The following is a 16,724-nucleotide window of genomic DNA, read 5'->3' on the forward strand; positions in this document are numbered from 1 at the left end:
TGTTGCAATTAGAGTCTGACGCTTAGAGGCTCAATGCTACCATCAAGAAATGCGCTAACTAGCTTGATTGACTCAGGGATCGTCCAATCGCGGAGAATTGTTCGTTCGTCGGCGTTGAATTTACTGAGGACAAAGTCGACATCACCGATTTGCCGGCGTAGCAAGTTGTCGGTGCCGATGCGGATGTGCCAAAACTCACTGCCAACGTGTCGATGCAGTGATTTCAAACCGTTATTGCCAGCACTTTCGCCCCCCTTGCGGACGCGAATTTTACCAAAGTCAAGCGCTGTATCGTCGTGAATAATCAGTAAATCATCAAGCGTCAGCTTATAAAAATCCATGAGCGCTCGCGCTGCGATGCCAACTTCGTTGTAGTATGTTGTCGGTTTGACGAGTAGAATCTTCTCTCCAGATATGTTCAATTCGGTAATATCAGCCGAGAATTTTGGCTTATTGCTAAATTGTGCACTTTGCTCCGCCGCTAACTGGTCGACCACCAAAAAGCCAGCGTTATGCCGCGTGTACGTGTATTTGTCGCCAGGATTACCGAGGGCTAGAATGACTTTCATGTCTTCAGTATATCACCTCGGACGTGATGGCGTATAATAGCTATATGGCAAAGCGCGATGATGATTTGGAATTTAGTATCAATGCAGCGTTTGATGAGACGCGGACGATTGTTGATAAAGTACCGCTGTATCTGGTGAATGGCTCGCTGGGCGTTGGTAAGACGAGCGTGCTGGAATTCTTATTGCAACAACGTGACTTTACGGGCGCGCGAGTGATTGAAAATGAATATGCCAACGAAAATGTCGATGGCTACCGGTTGGAGGGCTTGGCAGACATGGTGACGACCTTGGCTGGCGACTGTGTTTGCTGTGGCTCGGAGGATGCACTGACCAAGATGCTGATGGATTTTAGTTGCTATTCCCCTGCACCAGTGTTCATCGAGGCGACGGGCGTGGCACGGACGATGAATTTGGTGGAGCGATTGATCAGCGCTAAGATGTTTGCTAAGTACGAGCTGATGCAGAGTTTTTACGTGATCGATGCGCATGAGATTTTACGCGGTGTCGAGCCGGCGCATGAAATTGAGCTACAAGCGGCAGATGTGATTTTGGTGACCAAGGAAGATCTATTGAAGGATAATGAACGAGCTGAATACGAGGCCAAGCGCCGCGCCCTGCCCTATGCCAAGGTGCTGAGCGCCCCACACGGCCAGTTTGACCTCAGTAAAATCACCACGCCGTCGGGGCTGCTGGCATTTTTCGACCAGTATGATGGCGAGCTCGCGGTGCCGGACAATCCAACCTATAGCGTGGTTGATTTATCGGCCGTCACTGTCAGTGAAGCGGTGTTTGAAAAGCTGTGGCCAGAGCTGTTTGCGGCATATGGTCTCAGGCGGCTGAAAGGTTGTTTTATAAACGACCGTGGTGAGAGGCGGCACATTGAGGCGACGCAGTATCAAATTGAGATTCGTCATGCACGCTCAGATGAGGCAGTAAAAATTGTGCTGATCGGTGAGCGAGCAGATGAAATTACACGCGATATTTTGCAAGCGCACATTCTCATGTATGGTGGATGATTAGCTTTTTCCTGCGGTGTCTGGGCTATCGACAGTGATGGTTTGGTATGATTTACCTTTTTTTGTTTTATCTATCTCAGCAGGCTTCACAGTAAGAGTAAAACCTTCCTGTAGTTCGGAAAATGGTCCAAGTAATCCGTAGGCTGCAACCTCTCCAACTGCTCGCATGAAGTTCTCGGCAGCTTGTTCTCGTTCAGCTAGTTCTGCTGGACTTTCACCTGCTACTCCTGGTATCTCAACACCAGTAATAACTTCACTAAAGTTGGGGTACTCGGCGTCACCTGGCTCTGCTGTCACAGACATGCTTGCACTTGTGCAACCAGTAGCTTTGGGCATGTCAAAGATGGATGATTTTTTACCAGCACGGTCAAGTAGTGGTTGGTGGTTACCAGTGTCTCCAGCAATGAGAGTAACTCCTACTATAGTCTCCTCACTCGTTGTGTTTTCGTCATATTGCGGTAGTACTTGGATATCATCGACTGAGCCGATACGCATGGAATATTCGTCTGCCTTTTTGCTAAAAAAAGATTTAACGGTGACCTCAAAGATAGTATGCTTAGGGTCTATGGTATCAATAGGTGGCGTTTGATCGGGGCGTACAATGGTATGAGAGGTTGCCTGTTCAGAGTGTGTAGAGTTTGTCAAGTTTTCCATATATGTTGTATTATACCACAACAGCTCATATTTGTAAATAGTGTATTGATCATGAAAATAGCCCACCCAAAGAGGCTTAAGCCGAGGTGTGAATTATCAAAGGCTATATGCCCTTTTCGGCGTTTTTGGCTTGTTTGTAGGCTTTGGTGACGGGCGCCAGGCCGCGGGCGACGCGTTCGCGGTTGGCTTTGAGCTGCTTTTCGTCGCGGAAGGATAGTTTAATGGGCGTGCCGGCAAAGTTGAAGGCTTCACGCAGGGTGCGCTCCAAGTAGCGTTTATAGCTCCAGTGGACGAATTTGAGGTTGCTGCCGTAGATGACGAACCATGGCGGGGCCGTATCGGTCTGGACGATGTAGCGGAGTTTTGGATGCGAGTTCTTTAGGCCGGCTGGTGGATGAGCGGCGACGGCTTTTTGCAAGAGGTCGTTGAGGATGCGGGTTTTACACTCTTGGTGGCGGCGCTTGTAAATGTCGAGGGCTAGGTCGAACAATTTGGCGACGTTTTGGCCAGTGACTGATGAGGTGAAGATCAGTGGCGCGTAGGGTGTGAATTTAAAATGATAACTAATTTGCGGTGCTAGCTCGTCGTGGGTGTAGGCGTCTTTGCCTTCGACGGAGTCCCATTTGCTGACGACTAGGACGAGCCCCTTGCCTGCTTCATCGATGATGCCCGCCAGTCGTTGGTCTAGCCCAACGTTTAATTCATTGACGTCCATCAGCAGAAAACAGATGTCGGCTTCGTTGATGGCTTGCATGGTGCGCAGGACCGAGAACTTTTCGATGCCGGTCTCTTGCTTGCCTTGGCGGCGAATGCCGGCGGTGTCGAGTAGCTCGATGGTCTGGCCATGGTAGCGGACTTGGACACGGTTGACGTCGCGGGTGGTGCCGGCGACATTGGCGACGATGGCTTGCTGCTTGCCTGCTAGGGTGTTGAACAGGTTGCTTTTGCCGACATTTGGCCGGCCGATGAGGGCGACGCGAATGATGTCGTCAGCTTCGGTTTGAGTGGCTGGCGGGATGAGATCGGCAATGTCGTCGAGCAGCTCGGAGATGCCGATGTTGTGCTCGGCAGAGGTTTTGATGATGGTTTTGATGCCGAGACGCTTGAATTCGTCGGTGTGGAGCGAGCCTTTGAGGTCGGCTTTGTTGGCGATGAGGAGGACGGGCTTGCCACTTTTGAGGGCTTTTTTAGCCAGTTGGCGATCGGCATCTGATGGATAGACGGTGGAATCGACCACGACGAGGATGACGTCGGCCGCGGCAGAGGCATCAGCGATTTGGTCTTGGATGGTGGCTTCGAATTCGTCTTCGGCGGGCTTGAGGCCGGCGGTGTCGATGAGCCAGAACTCAGCCTGGCTTGCCTCGTCAGGAGATGAGGCGCGGCGCTTATACGAAACTTTGCCAACAACGTTGTCGCGGGTGGTGCCGGCTTCGCGGGCGACGATGGCGGTGCGGGCGCGCGTCAAGCGATTGAACAATGAACTTTTGCCAACGTTAGCTTGGCCGATGATGGCGACGGTGGGTAATTTATGAGACATAATTACGCCTATTATACCAGAGGCGCGGCGATTTGGCGAGGATAAGCGGTATGCGAAATGGGGCTAGCCTTAGCCTGCCGGAGTGGGTGTTGCCGTAGCAACTGGTGTTGGGCTACTTTCTGGTGCTTGTGAAGCGGTGCATTCGGGACTGTTAGGAACTGCTGTAATGCCGCCTTGCCCGTTGTAGCTGTAATATTTGTATAGTAGCGTGGTACCATCACAACCTTTCTCTACGGATGATATTGCACGCTTGCAGTCAGGTTCATCAAGACAGTTCTGGTCAACAGTCTGCCAATCGATATTGGACTGGTTGGTTGAGTCTAGCTCCGAGCTGATTGTAGATCCTTCTGTAGTTGCCGTTGGTGCTGTTTCTGTTATTGGCGCACCACAGCCTGATAAAGCCAGTGCAGCGCTGGCTACTGTGCCGAGCACGACTCCTACTTTTTTCTGCAATGACTCGACATTAGTTTCGATTGAAAATCTGTTACCTTCTCGCATGGTATGTCCTCCTAATATCTATACGATATACCAATTATTGATCTGCTGTCAAATTACTTTCTTGGAATTCCCCGCGTTTGATGTTACCAAGGGTGTAATTGCCAAAGTCTGTGCGATGGAGTTTGGTGACGGTGTAGCCGAGAGCGGCAAAGGTGCGGCGGATTTGGCGGTTGCGGCCTTCGCTCATCTGGACGATCCAGCGGTGGTTGTCGCCGTCGTGCTGGCGTTCCAGTGTCAAGCGACTGGGCCCGTCAGGTAGTTGCACGCCAAAGTCATTGATCATTTGCCGGTGGAGCGGCTGCAGCGGCTGGTCGAGCGTCACGAGATAGCGCTTGATTTTATAAAACGATGGGTGTGTCATTTGATGGGCAAAATCCCCGTCGTTGGTGAGGAGGATGAGCCCAGAACTGTCTTTGTCGAGGCGACCGACGGGCTTGAGGTGATGGAGGTCTTTCGGTAATAATTCGTAAATAGTCGGTACGCCGCCCTGCGAGGCGCGCGAACAGAGGTAACCGACAGGTTTATGGAGGAGGATGAGTTGGTGGGTTTGAGCGGTGAGTGGTTTGTTGTCGTAGCGAATGATGTCGGCTGTGGTGATGCGTTGGCCGAGCTGGGCGGGCTGGTCGTTCACGGTGACCGTGCCCTGCTCAATCAGCTCGTCAGCCTGGCGGCGCGATACACCAAGCGCCAGCGCCACGAATTTGTTGAGGCGCTGAGTGGGTTCATGAGTCGGTGTGGTATTGTCTGGCATTTATGCTTGTGGTTGTGCTGGTGGAGGAGTTTGCGGCGGTTGTGGCGGCTGAGACGGAAGCGGATGCAGGACTGGAGCTGGTGGCGTATGAATCGGCGCAGCGTTTGTTGGCGCTTGCGGAGCTGGACTGATTACCGGTGCTGCTGGAATGGTTGGAGCTGGCTGCTCTGGAGCGGTGATGCTTTGTAGGTTCTGTGGAGTTTGAGGCGCTGGTGTCGTCACGGGAATGTGAGTAGGCTCTGCTGGAGTTTCAAGAGCTGGGACAGCTGTCAACGTTGGAATGGTCTCTTCTGGAGTTTTATCAGTTTGCGGAGCTGGTGCTGTTTCCTCTGGAGTGTTGTCAGGTGTGGCTGACTGTGGTTTAAGATTTGGAATACCCTCTAATTCTTGTTCCATGAGTTTGGCAACATCTTCTGTCGGTGTCAGGCTGGCACCTTCAAGCGGGCGGATGACACGTTCACCCAGGTTGGCAGGACGTGGCGCCGAAGATGAGAAAGGCGCAGTTGGTTGTGGCAAGGTAGCTGGCGCTGGTGCGGCAGCTTGCAATGTTGGCTGCGGTGACAATGCTGAGACATCAGGTCGGACCGGCGGCATTTGCGGTGACTGTGGCATAGCTGGCGCTGGCTGAGGTGCTGCTGGCTGTGCGGCTGGTTGTGGTTGCGGCGCTGGCGTAAGTCCCGGAACATCACCCAAAACTTCGTGGACGGTGCGTACGACGTCTTCGATACCGACTTGGGATTTCACAAGGTATCGGTCAGCTCCTAGCTGTTCGCCGCGGGCTCGTTGGTCTTCTGAAGACAAAGCAGTCATGATGATCACTTTGATGTCTTTGGTTTCGGTGGCAGAACGCAAAATGTCCAGCATGTCAAAGCCAGAAATTTTCGGCATCATCACGTCACTCAGGATGAGCGCTGGGCGTTCTTTGATGGCCATGGCGAGCGCTTCTTCGCCATCACCTGCGGACACGATGTCGTATCCCTCTGCTAATAATCGTACGCCATAGATTTCGCGTAAACTTTTGTCATCTTCAACGAGTAAAATTTTTGTCATATCTACTACCTACTATACGATATTATTATTAAAATTGCTATCATTCTTATGCTTTTATGAATTATTGGTTCTCCGCGGTATGCTGATGGCGCGGCGGCTGGTCTCTAAATGATGTTCGATGTCGGCAAGCGTGGCGTGTTCTGGGCTGGTTGGTGTTGGCTGCGGCTGTGGTGGTTGGTTGGGCTGGACAGACGGCTCAGTGACTAGGGCAGGTTCGGTTAGCTGCTGAGGCTGTTCTATTGGTTGCTGAGGCTGAGGCGTCACTGGCGGCTCAGCGGGTGTGACGACAGAAGCTACTGGAGTTTGCGGTTGATGGTACTGAACTGGTACTGGCTGCAAGGATGCTTCTTTGTGAGCGGCTTCTTCTTTGGAGATTCGCGGTATTTCCAAAAAGAAAGTGCTTCCCTTGCCATACTCGCTCTCGACACGTAAATCGCCCGACATGCTTTCGGCGAGTCGGCGAGACAGATACAATCCCAAGCCAGTACCACCGATTTCGCGAGTGGCTGAATTGTCAACCCGATAAAACTTTTGGAAAAGATGCGGCACGTCTTCTGCGGGGATGCCTAGGCCAGAGTCCATCACACTGACAACCACCTTTGACGAGTCGCCAGTGACGTCAACCACCACCTCGCCTTCTTTGGTGTATTTGATGGCGTTTTCTATGAGGTTGGCGGTAATTTCCCGGAAATGGTCGGGGTCGACAAAGGCGTAATAAATGGGCTGCAAATGCTGATCAGCGGAGTCTTTGGCTAGTGCGTGCGGCCGAAACGAATAGAGCAGATTTTTCTCGGCGGCTTTGTGCGCCAGACCTTCAAAGATGTCTGCCACAAAATCAGTTACGTTAAATAGCTTTGGCTCATCTTTGAGGCGCCCGTCCTCGGCTCTACTGATATCCAGCAAGTCTTGAAATAACCGGCCCAGGTGTTGAGCGGAGGCATGCGCTTTGGTGATGAAGTCGCGTGCTTTGTCGTCAATTTGGGCAGTGGCTGGGTTGAGCGCTAGGCCCAGATACCCCTCGATGGAAGCCACGGGCGTGCGCATTTCGTGGCTGGCAGTGGAGATAAACTCGGCCTGCTCTCGCTCTTCGGCGCGTTCTTTGGAAATGTCGCGGAACACGATGATGACACCTTCCTTTTGTGGGCCTATGGGAGAACTAACGATGGTGATCGGTAGTCGTTTGTCTGAAGAGGTTTTGAGAAATAGGTTATCGCTGTGGGTGGGCTGGTTTGAAGACAATGCTTGAGCAACGGGATGTTTGCCCTCTGGGATGTCAGATCCGTCCTTGAGCACTAGTTTGAGGACGCTCTGCCAACTCAACCCCAAAGCGTCGCCTTTGTCCCAGCCAATCATCTGTTGCGCAGCTGGATTGATGAGCTCAATGATACCGTCATTGGAAATAGCCATCACGCCGTCGTCAATGGTATTGATGACAACATCAGATTTACCCTCGGCGGAGGTTAGCCTATTTTCCAGTTCAGTAAATCGATCGTCGAGTTTTTTCTGTGGTTGGTATCGCCATAGAACAATGCTCAGGACGAGTGGCATGATGCCAAGCACTGCGCTGATGGTTATCTGTTCTAGTGTCAGTGGTGTTTCGAAATGAATCATGGCGATGTGCGCCACGACTAACAAGATGATGCCACCAGTCAGCCACAGCCCAAATACTGCAGCAAAGATAGTCACCATGAGCCAGAGGCTGGTAAATGGAGAATAGATGCCGCCGCTGGTGGCGATGAGTGCGGCGATGGTGATGATGAGCGACGCATAGGTGGCGCATGCCAGGTAGGCGCGTTGTTTTTTGGGCGTCCAAACACAGAGACCAAGCGCCCAAACTGCGGACAATACGCTGATAGCGGCGGCCAAGTCAGTCACTGAATCGCCAATAGTAAAGCGATAATTGCCAGGCAAAAAACGAGCTGATGCGTATGTGAGGAGAATGAAGAGATTGACTAGTAGCGAGGCTTTACTGAGACGGCGCAGCCAAAATTTGGAAAATGTTCTGTCAGACTGCCCCACCCTCGATTCTTTCATGATATTAAGTATAGCGTCAAACTGTGGTAAAACGCAAGCGCGTCTCTGTTGGCTGGCGCGGCGGTATAGACAAAAGCGGCTGCGTCATGGTATGATGCTTAGTGTTGGCCTCATCGTCTAGCGGTTAGGACACCGGGTTCTCATCCCGGCAACCGGGGTTCGATTCCCCGTGAGGTCACCATAGAGAAATTATCAGCACTGCCCTCTTGGGCAGTTCTTTTTTAGTATTGTAATGATTTGTTTTGAAAGCCGTGTTCTTGTGCTAGTCGCCTAGCTGTTCGATCACCTCCAGTAGCTTCCGAGGTGTGATGTCAGCTTTGATGAGGTAGCCGTCGATTCTGGGCAGTAGCTGCGACTTGGATTGGTCGTCTTGCTCAAAATTGGTCATGATGAGAATCTTGCTGTTAGGCACTAGATCGGTTTCGCCGTTTCTGAGGGCGTCCAAGATCTGGTCGCCGCGCTGTTCTGGCAACATCAAGTCCAAAATGATCAAATCGTACGGCTGATTACGCGCCGCCACCAAACCGTCATTGCCGTCCACCATCCAGGTGACGGTGTAGCCGGCACGCTCCAGGCTGCGCACGTACATTTCGCCGATAAATCTGTCGTCTTCGATGCATAAAATTGTTTTGATCGCCATGATTACTCCCTATACATTTTGTGATTTTTTATCCACCCGCCGTCAGTGCGAATGAGCCGATTGTTTAGCTGGCCGTCTTCTAATAATTTTTCTTTCACCGAGGCGTAGACAGGAATGGTGAAGGAAAAAATTGAACCCTGGTTCTCCTGGCTGCGTGCGGAGATGCTGCCGCCGTGTGACTCGACAAAGGCTTTACAGATGTATAGGCCGATGCCGGTGCCTGCCACTGTTTCGCGTGATCGGTGTGAGCGGTAAAATTTGCGAAAGAGGTTTTTGATCACGCCAGCTGGCATACCGACGCCGTTGTCTGAGACGGAAACTTCTACAAATTCGCCTTTTTGCACGGCAGAAACTTGGACAACTCCGCCTTCGAAGCTGTATTTGATAGCATTGTCGATGAGATTGGAAATCACTTCCCCGATGCTACCACGGTCGGCTGCTACGGTCGGCAAGTTGCTGGGGATGGATACATTCAACATGCGGTGCTGAGCCGAGGCGCGCAGTTGCATGTCGTCAGCGATGGTAGCGTAAATGGCTTCCAATGTGTCCTCGCGCAGATGCACGTACAGGTGGTGCCGATCGAACTTTGAAACATTGAGGATGTTATTGATATAGCTGGACAAGCGGTTGGCAGAAACGGTCAGACGATTGAACAATTGCGGTTCATCGTCCCGCAGGCGGTCGTGAAGCTCTTGCTCCAAGATGTCCAAGTAGCCGCGAATGACTGTAATGGGTCCACGGAGTTCGTGCGCTGCAAAGGCGATGAAATTGAGATCCTCTTCTTCGGGTAAGTATTTGGCTGAGCGATCAAAGAGGATGATGACCGTTTCGCCAGCTGCACCTTTTTCGTAGGAAGCGCTGACGTCATAGAACTTTTGTGGCGCGGAGGTTTTGGATTGAGCTGGTACGCGTGTCCACTGGTGGTGAGCGGTGATGTTGTCTTTGGCGACTTCTTGGATCCACTCATTGATGGAAATTTCATCAATAAAATCTAGCCCCAACGTTAGCACGCCGTCCATGTTGGAGACCACAGGCGCGGTTTCATTGGCAAAGATGATGTTTTTTTGGTGGTCCAATACGACGATGCCACACGGCGTGTGATTGAACGACTGAATGATGGCGTCAAGTTGAGACGAAGCTTTTTGGGCAGTTGGTTTGGCGGGCGCACCGTTGGTATAGATGGCCTCAAGCACGGTTTGGAAACCAGTGCGTGCGTGTGCTGGCGAGTTGATCTTGGCTGGCTTTTCGGCGGTTAGCTCCCCCGTTTTGTAGGCTGTGGCGTAGAGGACGTCACGCATCGGTTTGCTAATGAATGGTGTGATGGTGATGGCGCCGATGATGCCTCCGACTGCGCCGAGCAGGATGATGATGTACCAATTAACTTCAACGGCGGCCAGGTTCGTCAATATGAGATGAGTGATGGTCGCAAAAGCAGCAGCGACGCCGACAGGCAGCAGCAATAGCAATACCGACCGACGCATGTAATATCGATTGTAGTCGCGAATCGATCGGCGACGGGTTACTGCCATGCAATACTTCCTCGCCCCGGTGTAAAGGCGGCGATCCACGTCTGGCCGCGGTTCAACGCGATGTCTTTGCCGGCGGCGTCGACCAATTTCAATTCGGCGTTTTCATTGTCACGCTTCCAGGTGGCTTGAGCTACGACGCCATTTTGGAAAATATACGCTTTGCCAGTGCCAACAGTGATGACATCCTCGTACCCTTCGCGGCTGCCTGGGCGATGTTCGACGTTCACCTCCAGTGCCACGATGCTGTTTGGCGCAATCTGCCCAGCCTCGGCGTCATTGTGTGGCTGCCCTGCTAGTGTGCGAGCGTAGGTATTAGACTCTTTGTTGTAGGTGTAATTGGTGTTAAATAGTGGACCACTGAAATTGATGGCAATCTGAGTTGCATTTGGTGTTTCAGCAGGCTTGCCATCGGCACGCTTGAACCCAGTGAATACTGATTCAGTGTGTCCTTTGGCAGTGTTGGTTTGATCAATCTTCTCACCTGAGGTGTAGGCATTGTGTGGCGCGCGTCGATCATTGGCCCGCCAGTATGAGTTGCCATTGCTGAACTCGTCGATATCGTGATATTTGCCGTTACGAACTGTGCTGAGGGCGTTGGCGCTACCGCCAACATGGAAAATTGAGGCCTTGTACGGCGTTGACCACTGTAAATAGTACAGGCGCAAGCTGCGCACTGGACCAATTTTGGCTGGCTTATTTCCCTGGTACAACGCGAAGAAACGAGTGATACCACCCTCAGCGACAGCTTCGTAAACGATGCCGGCTTTTGATAGTCCAGACTGTGGTCGGGCGTTAGGGCTGTTTTCGACAATTACACCAGCGACGGGAGCTTTGACCGCATTGGCATCAGCCACCTCCAGACCGGTCAGTGCCGAATAGAACTTCTCTTTTGGCTTTTTGCTGCCAGCGAAAAATGGCGAACCACTGTCTGATTGGACGGAATACATGGCGATGATGAAGATAATCGCAACAACCGCCGCGCCTACGACAAGTGCCAGTGCCAAATGGTGTTTGTGGACCCACTGAGTGAACGCTTTGAATTTAGAGTGATTGATGAGTTTATCCTGAGGAATTCGAGGCTTTTCCATATGATTAGTATAGCATGTCGCTTATGCTAATAAAACTAAGACAAGGTGCGTCGGCCTTCAAGCGCATGCGACAACGTGATCTGATCAGCGTATTCTAGGTCGACCCCCACAGGGATGCCGCGAGCCAGTCGCGAAACAGTCAGCGTCAACCCGGCTTCTTGGATATATCGTTGCAGAAACAGCGCGGTCGATTCACCTTCTACTGAAGCGTTAGTGGCGATGATGATCTCGGTGACGCTGTCGTTCTTGATGCGCTCAATCAGCTCAGGAATGTGTAGCTGCTCTGGTCCAATACCGTCGATTGGTGAAATCGCTCCACCCAGTACGTGGTAGGTGCCATCAAACTGGCCAGTGCGTTCCAGTGCCATGATATCTAACGGTTCTTCGACGACGCAGATGAGCTGGCGATTGCGGCGGCTGTCAGTATAAAGCGGCGATACGTCATCGCCATCGTCAATTAGCGCAAAGGTTACCGGACACGTTTTGACGCGTTGATGCAACTCATTTAGAGCTTGAGCTAACCTTTTGGATTGTCCTGGCTCGCGCCGCAAAGCAGCATAAGCGTAGCGTTCGGCAGTTCGCGGACCAACTCCCGGCAGACTACCAAATTCATCAATCAACGTTATCAGCGCTTTTGGTAAAATATGAGCACTCATCGCTAAGATTAGATGCCCAGATTGCCCAAGCCGCCCATCAGTGGCTTCATCGTTTCAGCAGCAACTTCTTGAGCTTTTGCCAAGCCATCACGCACCGCAATTTGAATCCAGTGCTCAAGCTGCTCAATATTGTCCAAATCTACCATGTCAGGGTTGATCTTGACTGATTTGATTTTTAATTCACCAGTGATCTGAACGATGACCGCGCCATCACCAGCCTCTACTTCAATGATTTCTTTACCGAGTTGTTTTTGTGCTTTACGTAGCTGTTGCAGCATTTTCACCTGATCAAAAGCCATAATGTTCCTCCTTCAATTAACTCACTTATTATACCGCATTATTCACTAAGTTTGTAGACATAAAACCGATCGCCCGCCTCAGCCCAATCATTGGTAATGACGCGCGTGATAGTTCCTGGGATGCCAGTGATATTTTGGCGAGCAGCGCGCGTGACGACTACTTCTTCTTGAGCACCCTCTGCTGGCAAGCCATCGCTGATGGATATTGCCCTATTATGCTTATTCATGTGGCTGGACAAGGCGTCGTACAGCGGTTTTTCGGCAGCTGCCACGACGAATATATATTTCTTGTTTGCGGTGTCGCGCAGTAGTGTGTCACGCACAAGACTCAAATCTTTGGAATGTTCGCGCACGGCGTCGGGTAGATCGTGGTAACTGTGGACGTATCGATTGACACCACTCAGGGTCATGACACCGACCAAGATGATCATCAGTACGAGTCCAGTGCCGCGCGCGTATGGGTTCTTTGGGAATAATCGATACCACTCGTACAGCAGTCGTTCTACGCCAGTAGCCAGCAAAATGAACATTGGCACAGAGATGATCATATTGACTTGAGGCGCCAGGGCGAGTAGCGGCAATGACAAAAATAGCCAAATGTTGACCACGTAGGACCGAGCGGTGTGCCAGTTGCGGAAAGTGATGATCATGCCAAGGAACATCAACGCTACGGTGCTGACGTCGATAGCTGGCAGCACTTGTCCGTTGGAAATGTACGGCACTGGCCAGAGATAGGTTCGAACGATGATTTTGAGGTTTGCTAATATATCAAAGTTGAGTGACGACCAGCCTGACACGTCCAGCAAGAAGCCATGATTTTTCAGGCAGAAATACACCAGCGGCGCACTCACTAGCAGAAAGACGATGAATGCTGGCGTCCAGCTGGCGCGATATTTTCGTGAAACGAGAATGTAGCGTGTGTATGGGTGTAATAACGCTACTAAGATGAGACCAAGGTTGAGGTACCAGAAAAATGGCGTGTATAAGCTGGCAGCCATGACGGCGGCGAGGAGGATTTTCCAGAGTTGGGCGAATTTGGCTTTTTGGATGATGAGGCTGGCGAACAGCAAAATCAATGACGCCGTGGTGATGTAGATGATGCCAGGCGTGAAGCTTTGTGCTAGGTAGATAAATTGACCAGTGGCGATCATGAGAGAAAGAGACAATACCGCAATGCCCGGTTTGAACCAGTGCCTGAGGAGGAAAAAGAGTGCCAGCGCCGCTAAACACATCAGTGTGACGGCTGGTAGCTTGATGGTGAGTGTACTGACGCCAAATAGCAAGAACAGCGCCGCCTGGAATGCGTGTAGTGGCAGATTGACGATGGACCAATTACCTTCCATAAGCAAGTTGGTTCGTGCGACCATGTTGATCTCTGACTGGCTGATACCGCCTGGCGCGTACAACAACGCCACGCTGATGACCGCGGAAAATATCAATATCAAAGCACTGTAGCCCCAAAGATAGCGCCAACGGTAAAGGAACAGATGAGAGAGAGTTTTCTTTTTCACTGCGGTTTATTATAGCATGTTTCGTTAATCGTGTCGTCTGTCCAGACTCATGAAGCGGAGGCGTTCTGGGTGGAAGTATAATTGGACTTTACCGACCGGACCGTTACGGTGCTTGGCGATGATTAGATCGGTGATATTTTGGACTTCTGGATTGTCTGGTTCGTAGTAACCTGGGCGGTAAATAAAGCTGACGATGTCGGCGTCCTGCTCGATGGAGCCGGACTCACGCAGGTCGGCTAGCTGTGGAATTGGTGGCGTGCGCGACTCGACGGAACGACTCAGCTGACTCAGGGCGATCAGCGGCACGTTAAGCTCACGGGCAATTAACTTCAGGCCGCGGGAAATTTCTGACACTTCCTGGACGCGGTTACCGTTGTGATTGTTGGTGGCCTGCATCAGCTGCAAGTAGTCGACGATGATCAGGCCAATTTCGCCTTCATGTGCCAAACGGCGAGCTTTGGTGCGCATTTCCAGAATGCTGAGGCCCGGCGTGTCATCAATGTAAATTGGCGCTTCTGCCATCTCGCCCATGGCCTCGGACAGCTTAGCAAAATCATTATCACTCAAGTTTCCGGTGCGAATATTCCAGCTGTCAACACCTGAGGCGTCTGCCAACATACGATCAACCAATTGCTCTTTGCTCATCTCCAGGCTGAAAAACAGCACTGGCTTTTTCTCGATGGTCGCCACGTTGTACGCCAAATTGGTCACCAGCGTGGTCTTACCCATGGCTGGACGAGCGGCCAGAATGATCAGGTCGGAGCGCTGCAAACCAGCGGTCATATTGTCGAGGTCGCGGTAGCCAGTGCGAATGCCACGGAGCGTGTCTTTGTTACGGTGCAATTCTTCAATTCGGTCAAAACTATCAGTCAGAATATTTTCCAGGCTGATCAAGTCTTGTTTGAGCGATTGGTCGGAGACGCTAAATAGTTCAGCTTCAGCCTTCTCCAATAACTCCTGAGTTGTTGTCGATTCGTCATAGCCAAGTTCGGTGATGTCAGCACTGGCTTTGATGAGTCGGCGCCGTACGGCTTTTTGTGCCACCATCTCGGCGTATGCTTCAGCGTGCGCAGCGGTCGGCACATAGTTGGTGAGCTCTGTCAGATATGCCGAGCCGCCAATGAGTTCTAATTCATCCTTACGCTTCAGTTCATCAGTTAAAGTCAAGAGATCGACTGGCTTGTGCTTTTCAAACAGCCGCATCATGCCCGCAAAAATTAGTCCATGATTTTTATCATAAAAATCAGTAGGATGCACGTGTTCGGTCGCATCTGCCAAAACTTCTTCGTCGATCAATATCGCGCCCAGTAAACTCTTTTCGGCATCCAAATTTTGCGGGGGCAGTTTGCCTGATGATGTATGTTGACTTGCTTCGCTCACTTATAATTCCTCCAAATTCACTTCTTCGCCACCGCCCATCATAGCAGCGATTTCTGCCAATTTTTCGTCTTCAGGTGGTTTCTTCTCTCCAATTATATCAACTTCCAGTTCCATTCCCGTCTCTGCGGTGATGATTTCTGCCAGCAATGGTCGATTTTTTGCATCATCCAGCTTTTTCTTGTAAAACGCACTACCAGCAAAAATAGTTAGTTTATCTCCGTCAAACGCCCACTGACTTTTTTGGAGCAGTGACGACAGGCCGACTGATTTTTCCTTGGCCTGCTCGATTACCTTTTGCCAGTCCAGCTCTAGTGGCGCACCAGATTTACGTGATTTTGTAGGCGATTTTTTGGTTGATTGGGCTGGTTTGGCGTCTTGGTTTTCGGACGTTTTTTTCACTGGCTCAGTTGGTTTGGTGCTCTGGCTTTTTGGTGGCTTTTCTGCTGACGACGCTGGCTTGGCTGGTGTCGAAATGACGGTTGGCGTTACTGTGACAGCTTGGGCAACTGTCTTCTTCGGCCTGTCTGGCTGAGTGTGATGTTGCATGAAAATAGTCAATAATTTCAGGTCTGGGTGCGGGTGGCGATCAACCTCGATGAGCTGCTGGATGAGTTCAACAAGGCTTGGGTTTGTGCGCAGTCTGGCGCGAGCGATTGACAATAATTGATGTGATACCACAGTTGGACTGATACCACTTTGTTCCAACTCTTGCAGAATATTAAGGATATCAGCGCTGTCCTCTGATTGATATAAATCAAGCAGCTTCTCCAGCGTGGCTGCGTCGCTTAAGCCTAAGTATTCAGTAACCATGGCGACGGTCAGTGGCTGGTCGGGCGTGGCCAAAATTGATAATTGATCGAGCATGCTGATGCTGTCGCGGAACCCACCGTGCGAGCGCTCAGCGATTAGCCGAGCAGCGTCCGCCTCGATGGCAAAGCCCTCTTTCTCGGCGATAGTCATCAGCTGGCGCGCCATGACGTCAACTGAGATGGGGTGAAAGAAAAATTGCTGGACGCGGCTGAGAATGGTGGCAGGCAGCTTGTCGGCGTCGGTGGTGGCGAGGATGAATACTACGTGTGCTGGCGGCTCCTCCAGCGTCTTTAACAGTGCGTTGAAGGCAGGTTTGGACAGCATGTGGACTTCGTCGATGATGTAGATTTTTTTCGGCGCGGAAACCGGCGCGACTTGCGCTTTTTCGCGTAATGCCCGAATATCGTCGACACCGTTATTGCTGGCGGCATCAATCTCAATGATATCCAGGTGTGAGGCTTCCTTGTCGTATGGCAACTGATTGATCTCATGCGCCAAAATGCGCGCTACGCTGGTTTTGCCCACGCCGCGCGGACCCGTCAGCAAATACGCATGGGCGATTTTCCCCTGCTCCAGCGCTCGGCGCAAAATGTTGGTCACGTGATCTTGCCCCAACACCTCGTCCAAGCTACGACTGCGATATTTGCGGTACAGTGCCTGACTCATTACTTATGTATTATAGCGCAAAGTGCAGGATTAGTA

Annotated in this window: 17 protein-coding genes and 1 tRNA gene; 3 read left to right on the forward strand and 15 right to left on the reverse strand. The window is 51.4% G+C overall.

Annotated features, from left to right (window positions below):
- Positions 1–8 precede the first annotated feature (8 nt).
- Positions 9–569, reverse strand: a complete 561-nt coding sequence (gene pth, locus V4210_RS01575; RefSeq protein ID WP_338521099.1) for an aminoacyl-tRNA hydrolase — start codon at positions 567–569, stop codon at positions 9–11.
- A gap of 44 nt (positions 570–613) precedes the next feature.
- On the opposite strand from pth, the gene V4210_RS01580 reads away from it, so the two are divergent.
- Positions 614–1,585: a GTP-binding protein gene (locus V4210_RS01580; protein ID WP_338521100.1), complete on the forward strand. Its 972-nt coding sequence runs from the start codon at positions 614–616 to the stop codon at positions 1,583–1,585.
- Here the strand turns inward: V4210_RS01580 and V4210_RS01585 are convergent, their stop codons facing one another.
- The 6 genes from V4210_RS01585 to V4210_RS01610 all read right to left on the reverse strand — a co-directional run bounded on the left by V4210_RS01585 (position 1,586) and on the right by V4210_RS01610 (position 8,109).
- Complete coding sequence (locus tag V4210_RS01585) at positions 1,586–2,239, reverse strand: hypothetical protein (RefSeq protein ID WP_338521101.1); 654 nt, start codon at positions 2,237–2,239, stop codon at positions 1,586–1,588.
- 103 nt (positions 2,240–2,342) lie between these two features.
- On the reverse strand, positions 2,343–3,776 hold the full coding sequence (der, locus tag V4210_RS01590) for a ribosome biogenesis GTPase Der (protein WP_338521102.1): 1,434 nt from the start codon (positions 3,774–3,776) through the stop codon (positions 2,343–2,345).
- Positions 3,777–3,845: 69 nt separating this feature from the next.
- A complete protein-coding gene (locus V4210_RS01595) occupies positions 3,846–4,274 on the reverse strand; it encodes a hypothetical protein (protein ID WP_338521103.1) in 429 nt (142 codons plus the stop codon).
- A 34-nt stretch (positions 4,275–4,308) separates the two neighbouring features.
- A complete protein-coding gene (locus V4210_RS01600; protein WP_338521104.1) occupies positions 4,309–5,025 on the reverse strand; it encodes a pseudouridine synthase in 717 nt (238 codons plus the stop codon).
- Positions 5,026–6,075: a response regulator transcription factor gene (locus V4210_RS01605; RefSeq protein ID WP_338521105.1), complete on the reverse strand. Its 1,050-nt coding sequence runs from the start codon at positions 6,073–6,075 to the stop codon at positions 5,026–5,028.
- Positions 6,076–6,129: 54 nt separating this feature from the next.
- Positions 6,130–8,109: an ATP-binding protein gene (locus V4210_RS01610; RefSeq protein ID WP_338521106.1), complete on the reverse strand. Its 1,980-nt coding sequence runs from the start codon at positions 8,107–8,109 to the stop codon at positions 6,130–6,132.
- Here V4210_RS01610 and V4210_RS01615 point away from each other — a divergent pair.
- Both V4210_RS01615 and V4210_RS01620 read left to right on the forward strand, forming a co-directional pair.
- On the forward strand, positions 8,108–8,230 hold the full coding sequence (locus V4210_RS01615; RefSeq protein ID WP_338521107.1) for a hypothetical protein: 123 nt from the start codon (positions 8,108–8,110) through the stop codon (positions 8,228–8,230). The genes V4210_RS01610 and V4210_RS01615 overlap by 2 nt on opposite strands.
- Positions 8,216–8,290: transfer RNA gene (locus V4210_RS01620), tRNA-Glu, on the forward strand. Before V4210_RS01615 ends, V4210_RS01620 begins: the two co-directional genes overlap by 15 nt.
- 81 nt (positions 8,291–8,371) lie before the next feature.
- Here the strand turns inward: V4210_RS01620 and V4210_RS01625 are convergent.
- From V4210_RS01625 to dnaX, 8 genes are read right to left on the reverse strand one after another with little or no spacing between them, the layout of a single operon-like run.
- Positions 8,372–8,749, reverse strand: coding sequence for a response regulator transcription factor (locus V4210_RS01625; protein WP_338521108.1), 378 nt, complete (start codon positions 8,747–8,749; stop codon positions 8,372–8,374).
- Between the two features lie 2 nt (positions 8,750–8,751).
- Positions 8,752–10,278 (reverse strand): sensor histidine kinase, encoded by a 1,527-nt coding sequence (locus tag V4210_RS01630; protein WP_338521109.1) that lies wholly within the window; start codon positions 10,276–10,278, stop codon positions 8,752–8,754.
- Positions 10,269–11,366, reverse strand: a complete 1,098-nt coding sequence (locus V4210_RS01635) for a DUF3048 domain-containing protein (RefSeq protein WP_338521110.1) — start codon at positions 11,364–11,366, stop codon at positions 10,269–10,271. Before V4210_RS01635 ends, V4210_RS01630 begins: the two co-directional genes overlap by 10 nt.
- Before the next feature lie 35 nt (positions 11,367–11,401).
- The gene (gene recR / locus V4210_RS01640) at positions 11,402–12,022 is read right to left on the reverse strand and encodes a recombination mediator RecR (protein ID WP_338521112.1); all 621 of its coding nucleotides are present in this window, start codon (positions 12,020–12,022) and stop codon (positions 11,402–11,404) included.
- A gap of 8 nt (positions 12,023–12,030) precedes the next feature.
- Entirely contained in the window at positions 12,031–12,321 is a 291-nt protein-coding gene (locus tag V4210_RS01645) for a YbaB/EbfC family nucleoid-associated protein (RefSeq protein WP_138078865.1), read from the reverse strand.
- Positions 12,322–12,359: 38 nt separating this feature from the next.
- Positions 12,360–13,832 carry a glycosyltransferase family 39 protein gene (locus V4210_RS01650; protein ID WP_338521114.1) on the reverse strand — a complete coding sequence of 491 codons (1,473 nt, stop codon included), beginning with the start codon at positions 13,830–13,832 and terminating at the stop codon, positions 12,360–12,362.
- 24 nt (positions 13,833–13,856) lie between these two features.
- Entirely contained in the window at positions 13,857–15,212 is a 1,356-nt protein-coding gene (dnaB, locus tag V4210_RS01655) for a replicative DNA helicase (RefSeq protein ID WP_338521115.1), read from the reverse strand.
- Complete coding sequence (dnaX, locus tag V4210_RS01660; RefSeq protein WP_338521117.1) at positions 15,213–16,688, reverse strand: DNA polymerase III subunit gamma/tau; 1,476 nt, start codon at positions 16,686–16,688, stop codon at positions 15,213–15,215.
- Positions 16,689–16,724: the final 36 nt, after the last annotated feature.

The organism is Candidatus Nanosynbacter featherlites, from assembly GCF_037013405.1.
GTDB classification, from domain to species: Bacteria; Patescibacteriota; Saccharimonadia; order Saccharimonadales; family Saccharimonadaceae; genus Nanosynbacter; species Nanosynbacter featherlites_B.

Bases quoted from the DNA above. Each gene is read 5' to 3' on its own strand.
- V4210_RS01600 (WP_338521104.1), bottom strand. From the start codon at position 5,025: ATGCCAGACAATACCACACCGACTCATGAACCCACTCAGCGCCTCAAC.
- V4210_RS01615 (WP_338521107.1), top strand. From the start codon at position 8,108: ATGATATTAAGTATAGCGTCAAACTGTGGTAAAACGCAAGCGCGTCTC.
- V4210_RS01635 (WP_338521110.1), bottom strand. From the start codon at position 11,366: ATGGAAAAGCCTCGAATTCCTCAGGATAAACTCATCAATCACTCTAAA.
- der (WP_338521102.1), bottom strand. From the start codon at position 3,776: ATGTCTCATAAATTACCCACCGTCGCCATCATCGGCCAAGCTAACGTT.
- dnaX (WP_338521117.1), bottom strand. From the start codon at position 16,688: ATGAGTCAGGCACTGTACCGCAAATATCGCAGTCGTAGCTTGGACGAG.
- V4210_RS01580 (WP_338521100.1), top strand. From the start codon at position 614: ATGGCAAAGCGCGATGATGATTTGGAATTTAGTATCAATGCAGCGTTT.
- V4210_RS01585 (WP_338521101.1), bottom strand. From the start codon at position 2,239: ATGGAAAACTTGACAAACTCTACACACTCTGAACAGGCAACCTCTCAT.
- recR (WP_338521112.1), bottom strand. From the start codon at position 12,022: ATGAGTGCTCATATTTTACCAAAAGCGCTGATAACGTTGATTGATGAA.
- V4210_RS01625 (WP_338521108.1), bottom strand. From the start codon at position 8,749: ATGGCGATCAAAACAATTTTATGCATCGAAGACGACAGATTTATCGGC.
- V4210_RS01645 (WP_138078865.1), bottom strand. From the start codon at position 12,321: ATGGCTTTTGATCAGGTGAAAATGCTGCAACAGCTACGTAAAGCACAA.
- V4210_RS01630 (WP_338521109.1), bottom strand. From the start codon at position 10,278: ATGGCAGTAACCCGTCGCCGATCGATTCGCGACTACAATCGATATTAC.
- pth (WP_338521099.1), bottom strand. From the start codon at position 569: ATGAAAGTCATTCTAGCCCTCGGTAATCCTGGCGACAAATACACGTAC.
- V4210_RS01610 (WP_338521106.1), bottom strand. From the start codon at position 8,109: ATGAAAGAATCGAGGGTGGGGCAGTCTGACAGAACATTTTCCAAATTT.
- V4210_RS01595 (WP_338521103.1), bottom strand. From the start codon at position 4,274: ATGCGAGAAGGTAACAGATTTTCAATCGAAACTAATGTCGAGTCATTG.
- V4210_RS01605 (WP_338521105.1), bottom strand. From the start codon at position 6,075: ATGACAAAAATTTTACTCGTTGAAGATGACAAAAGTTTACGCGAAATC.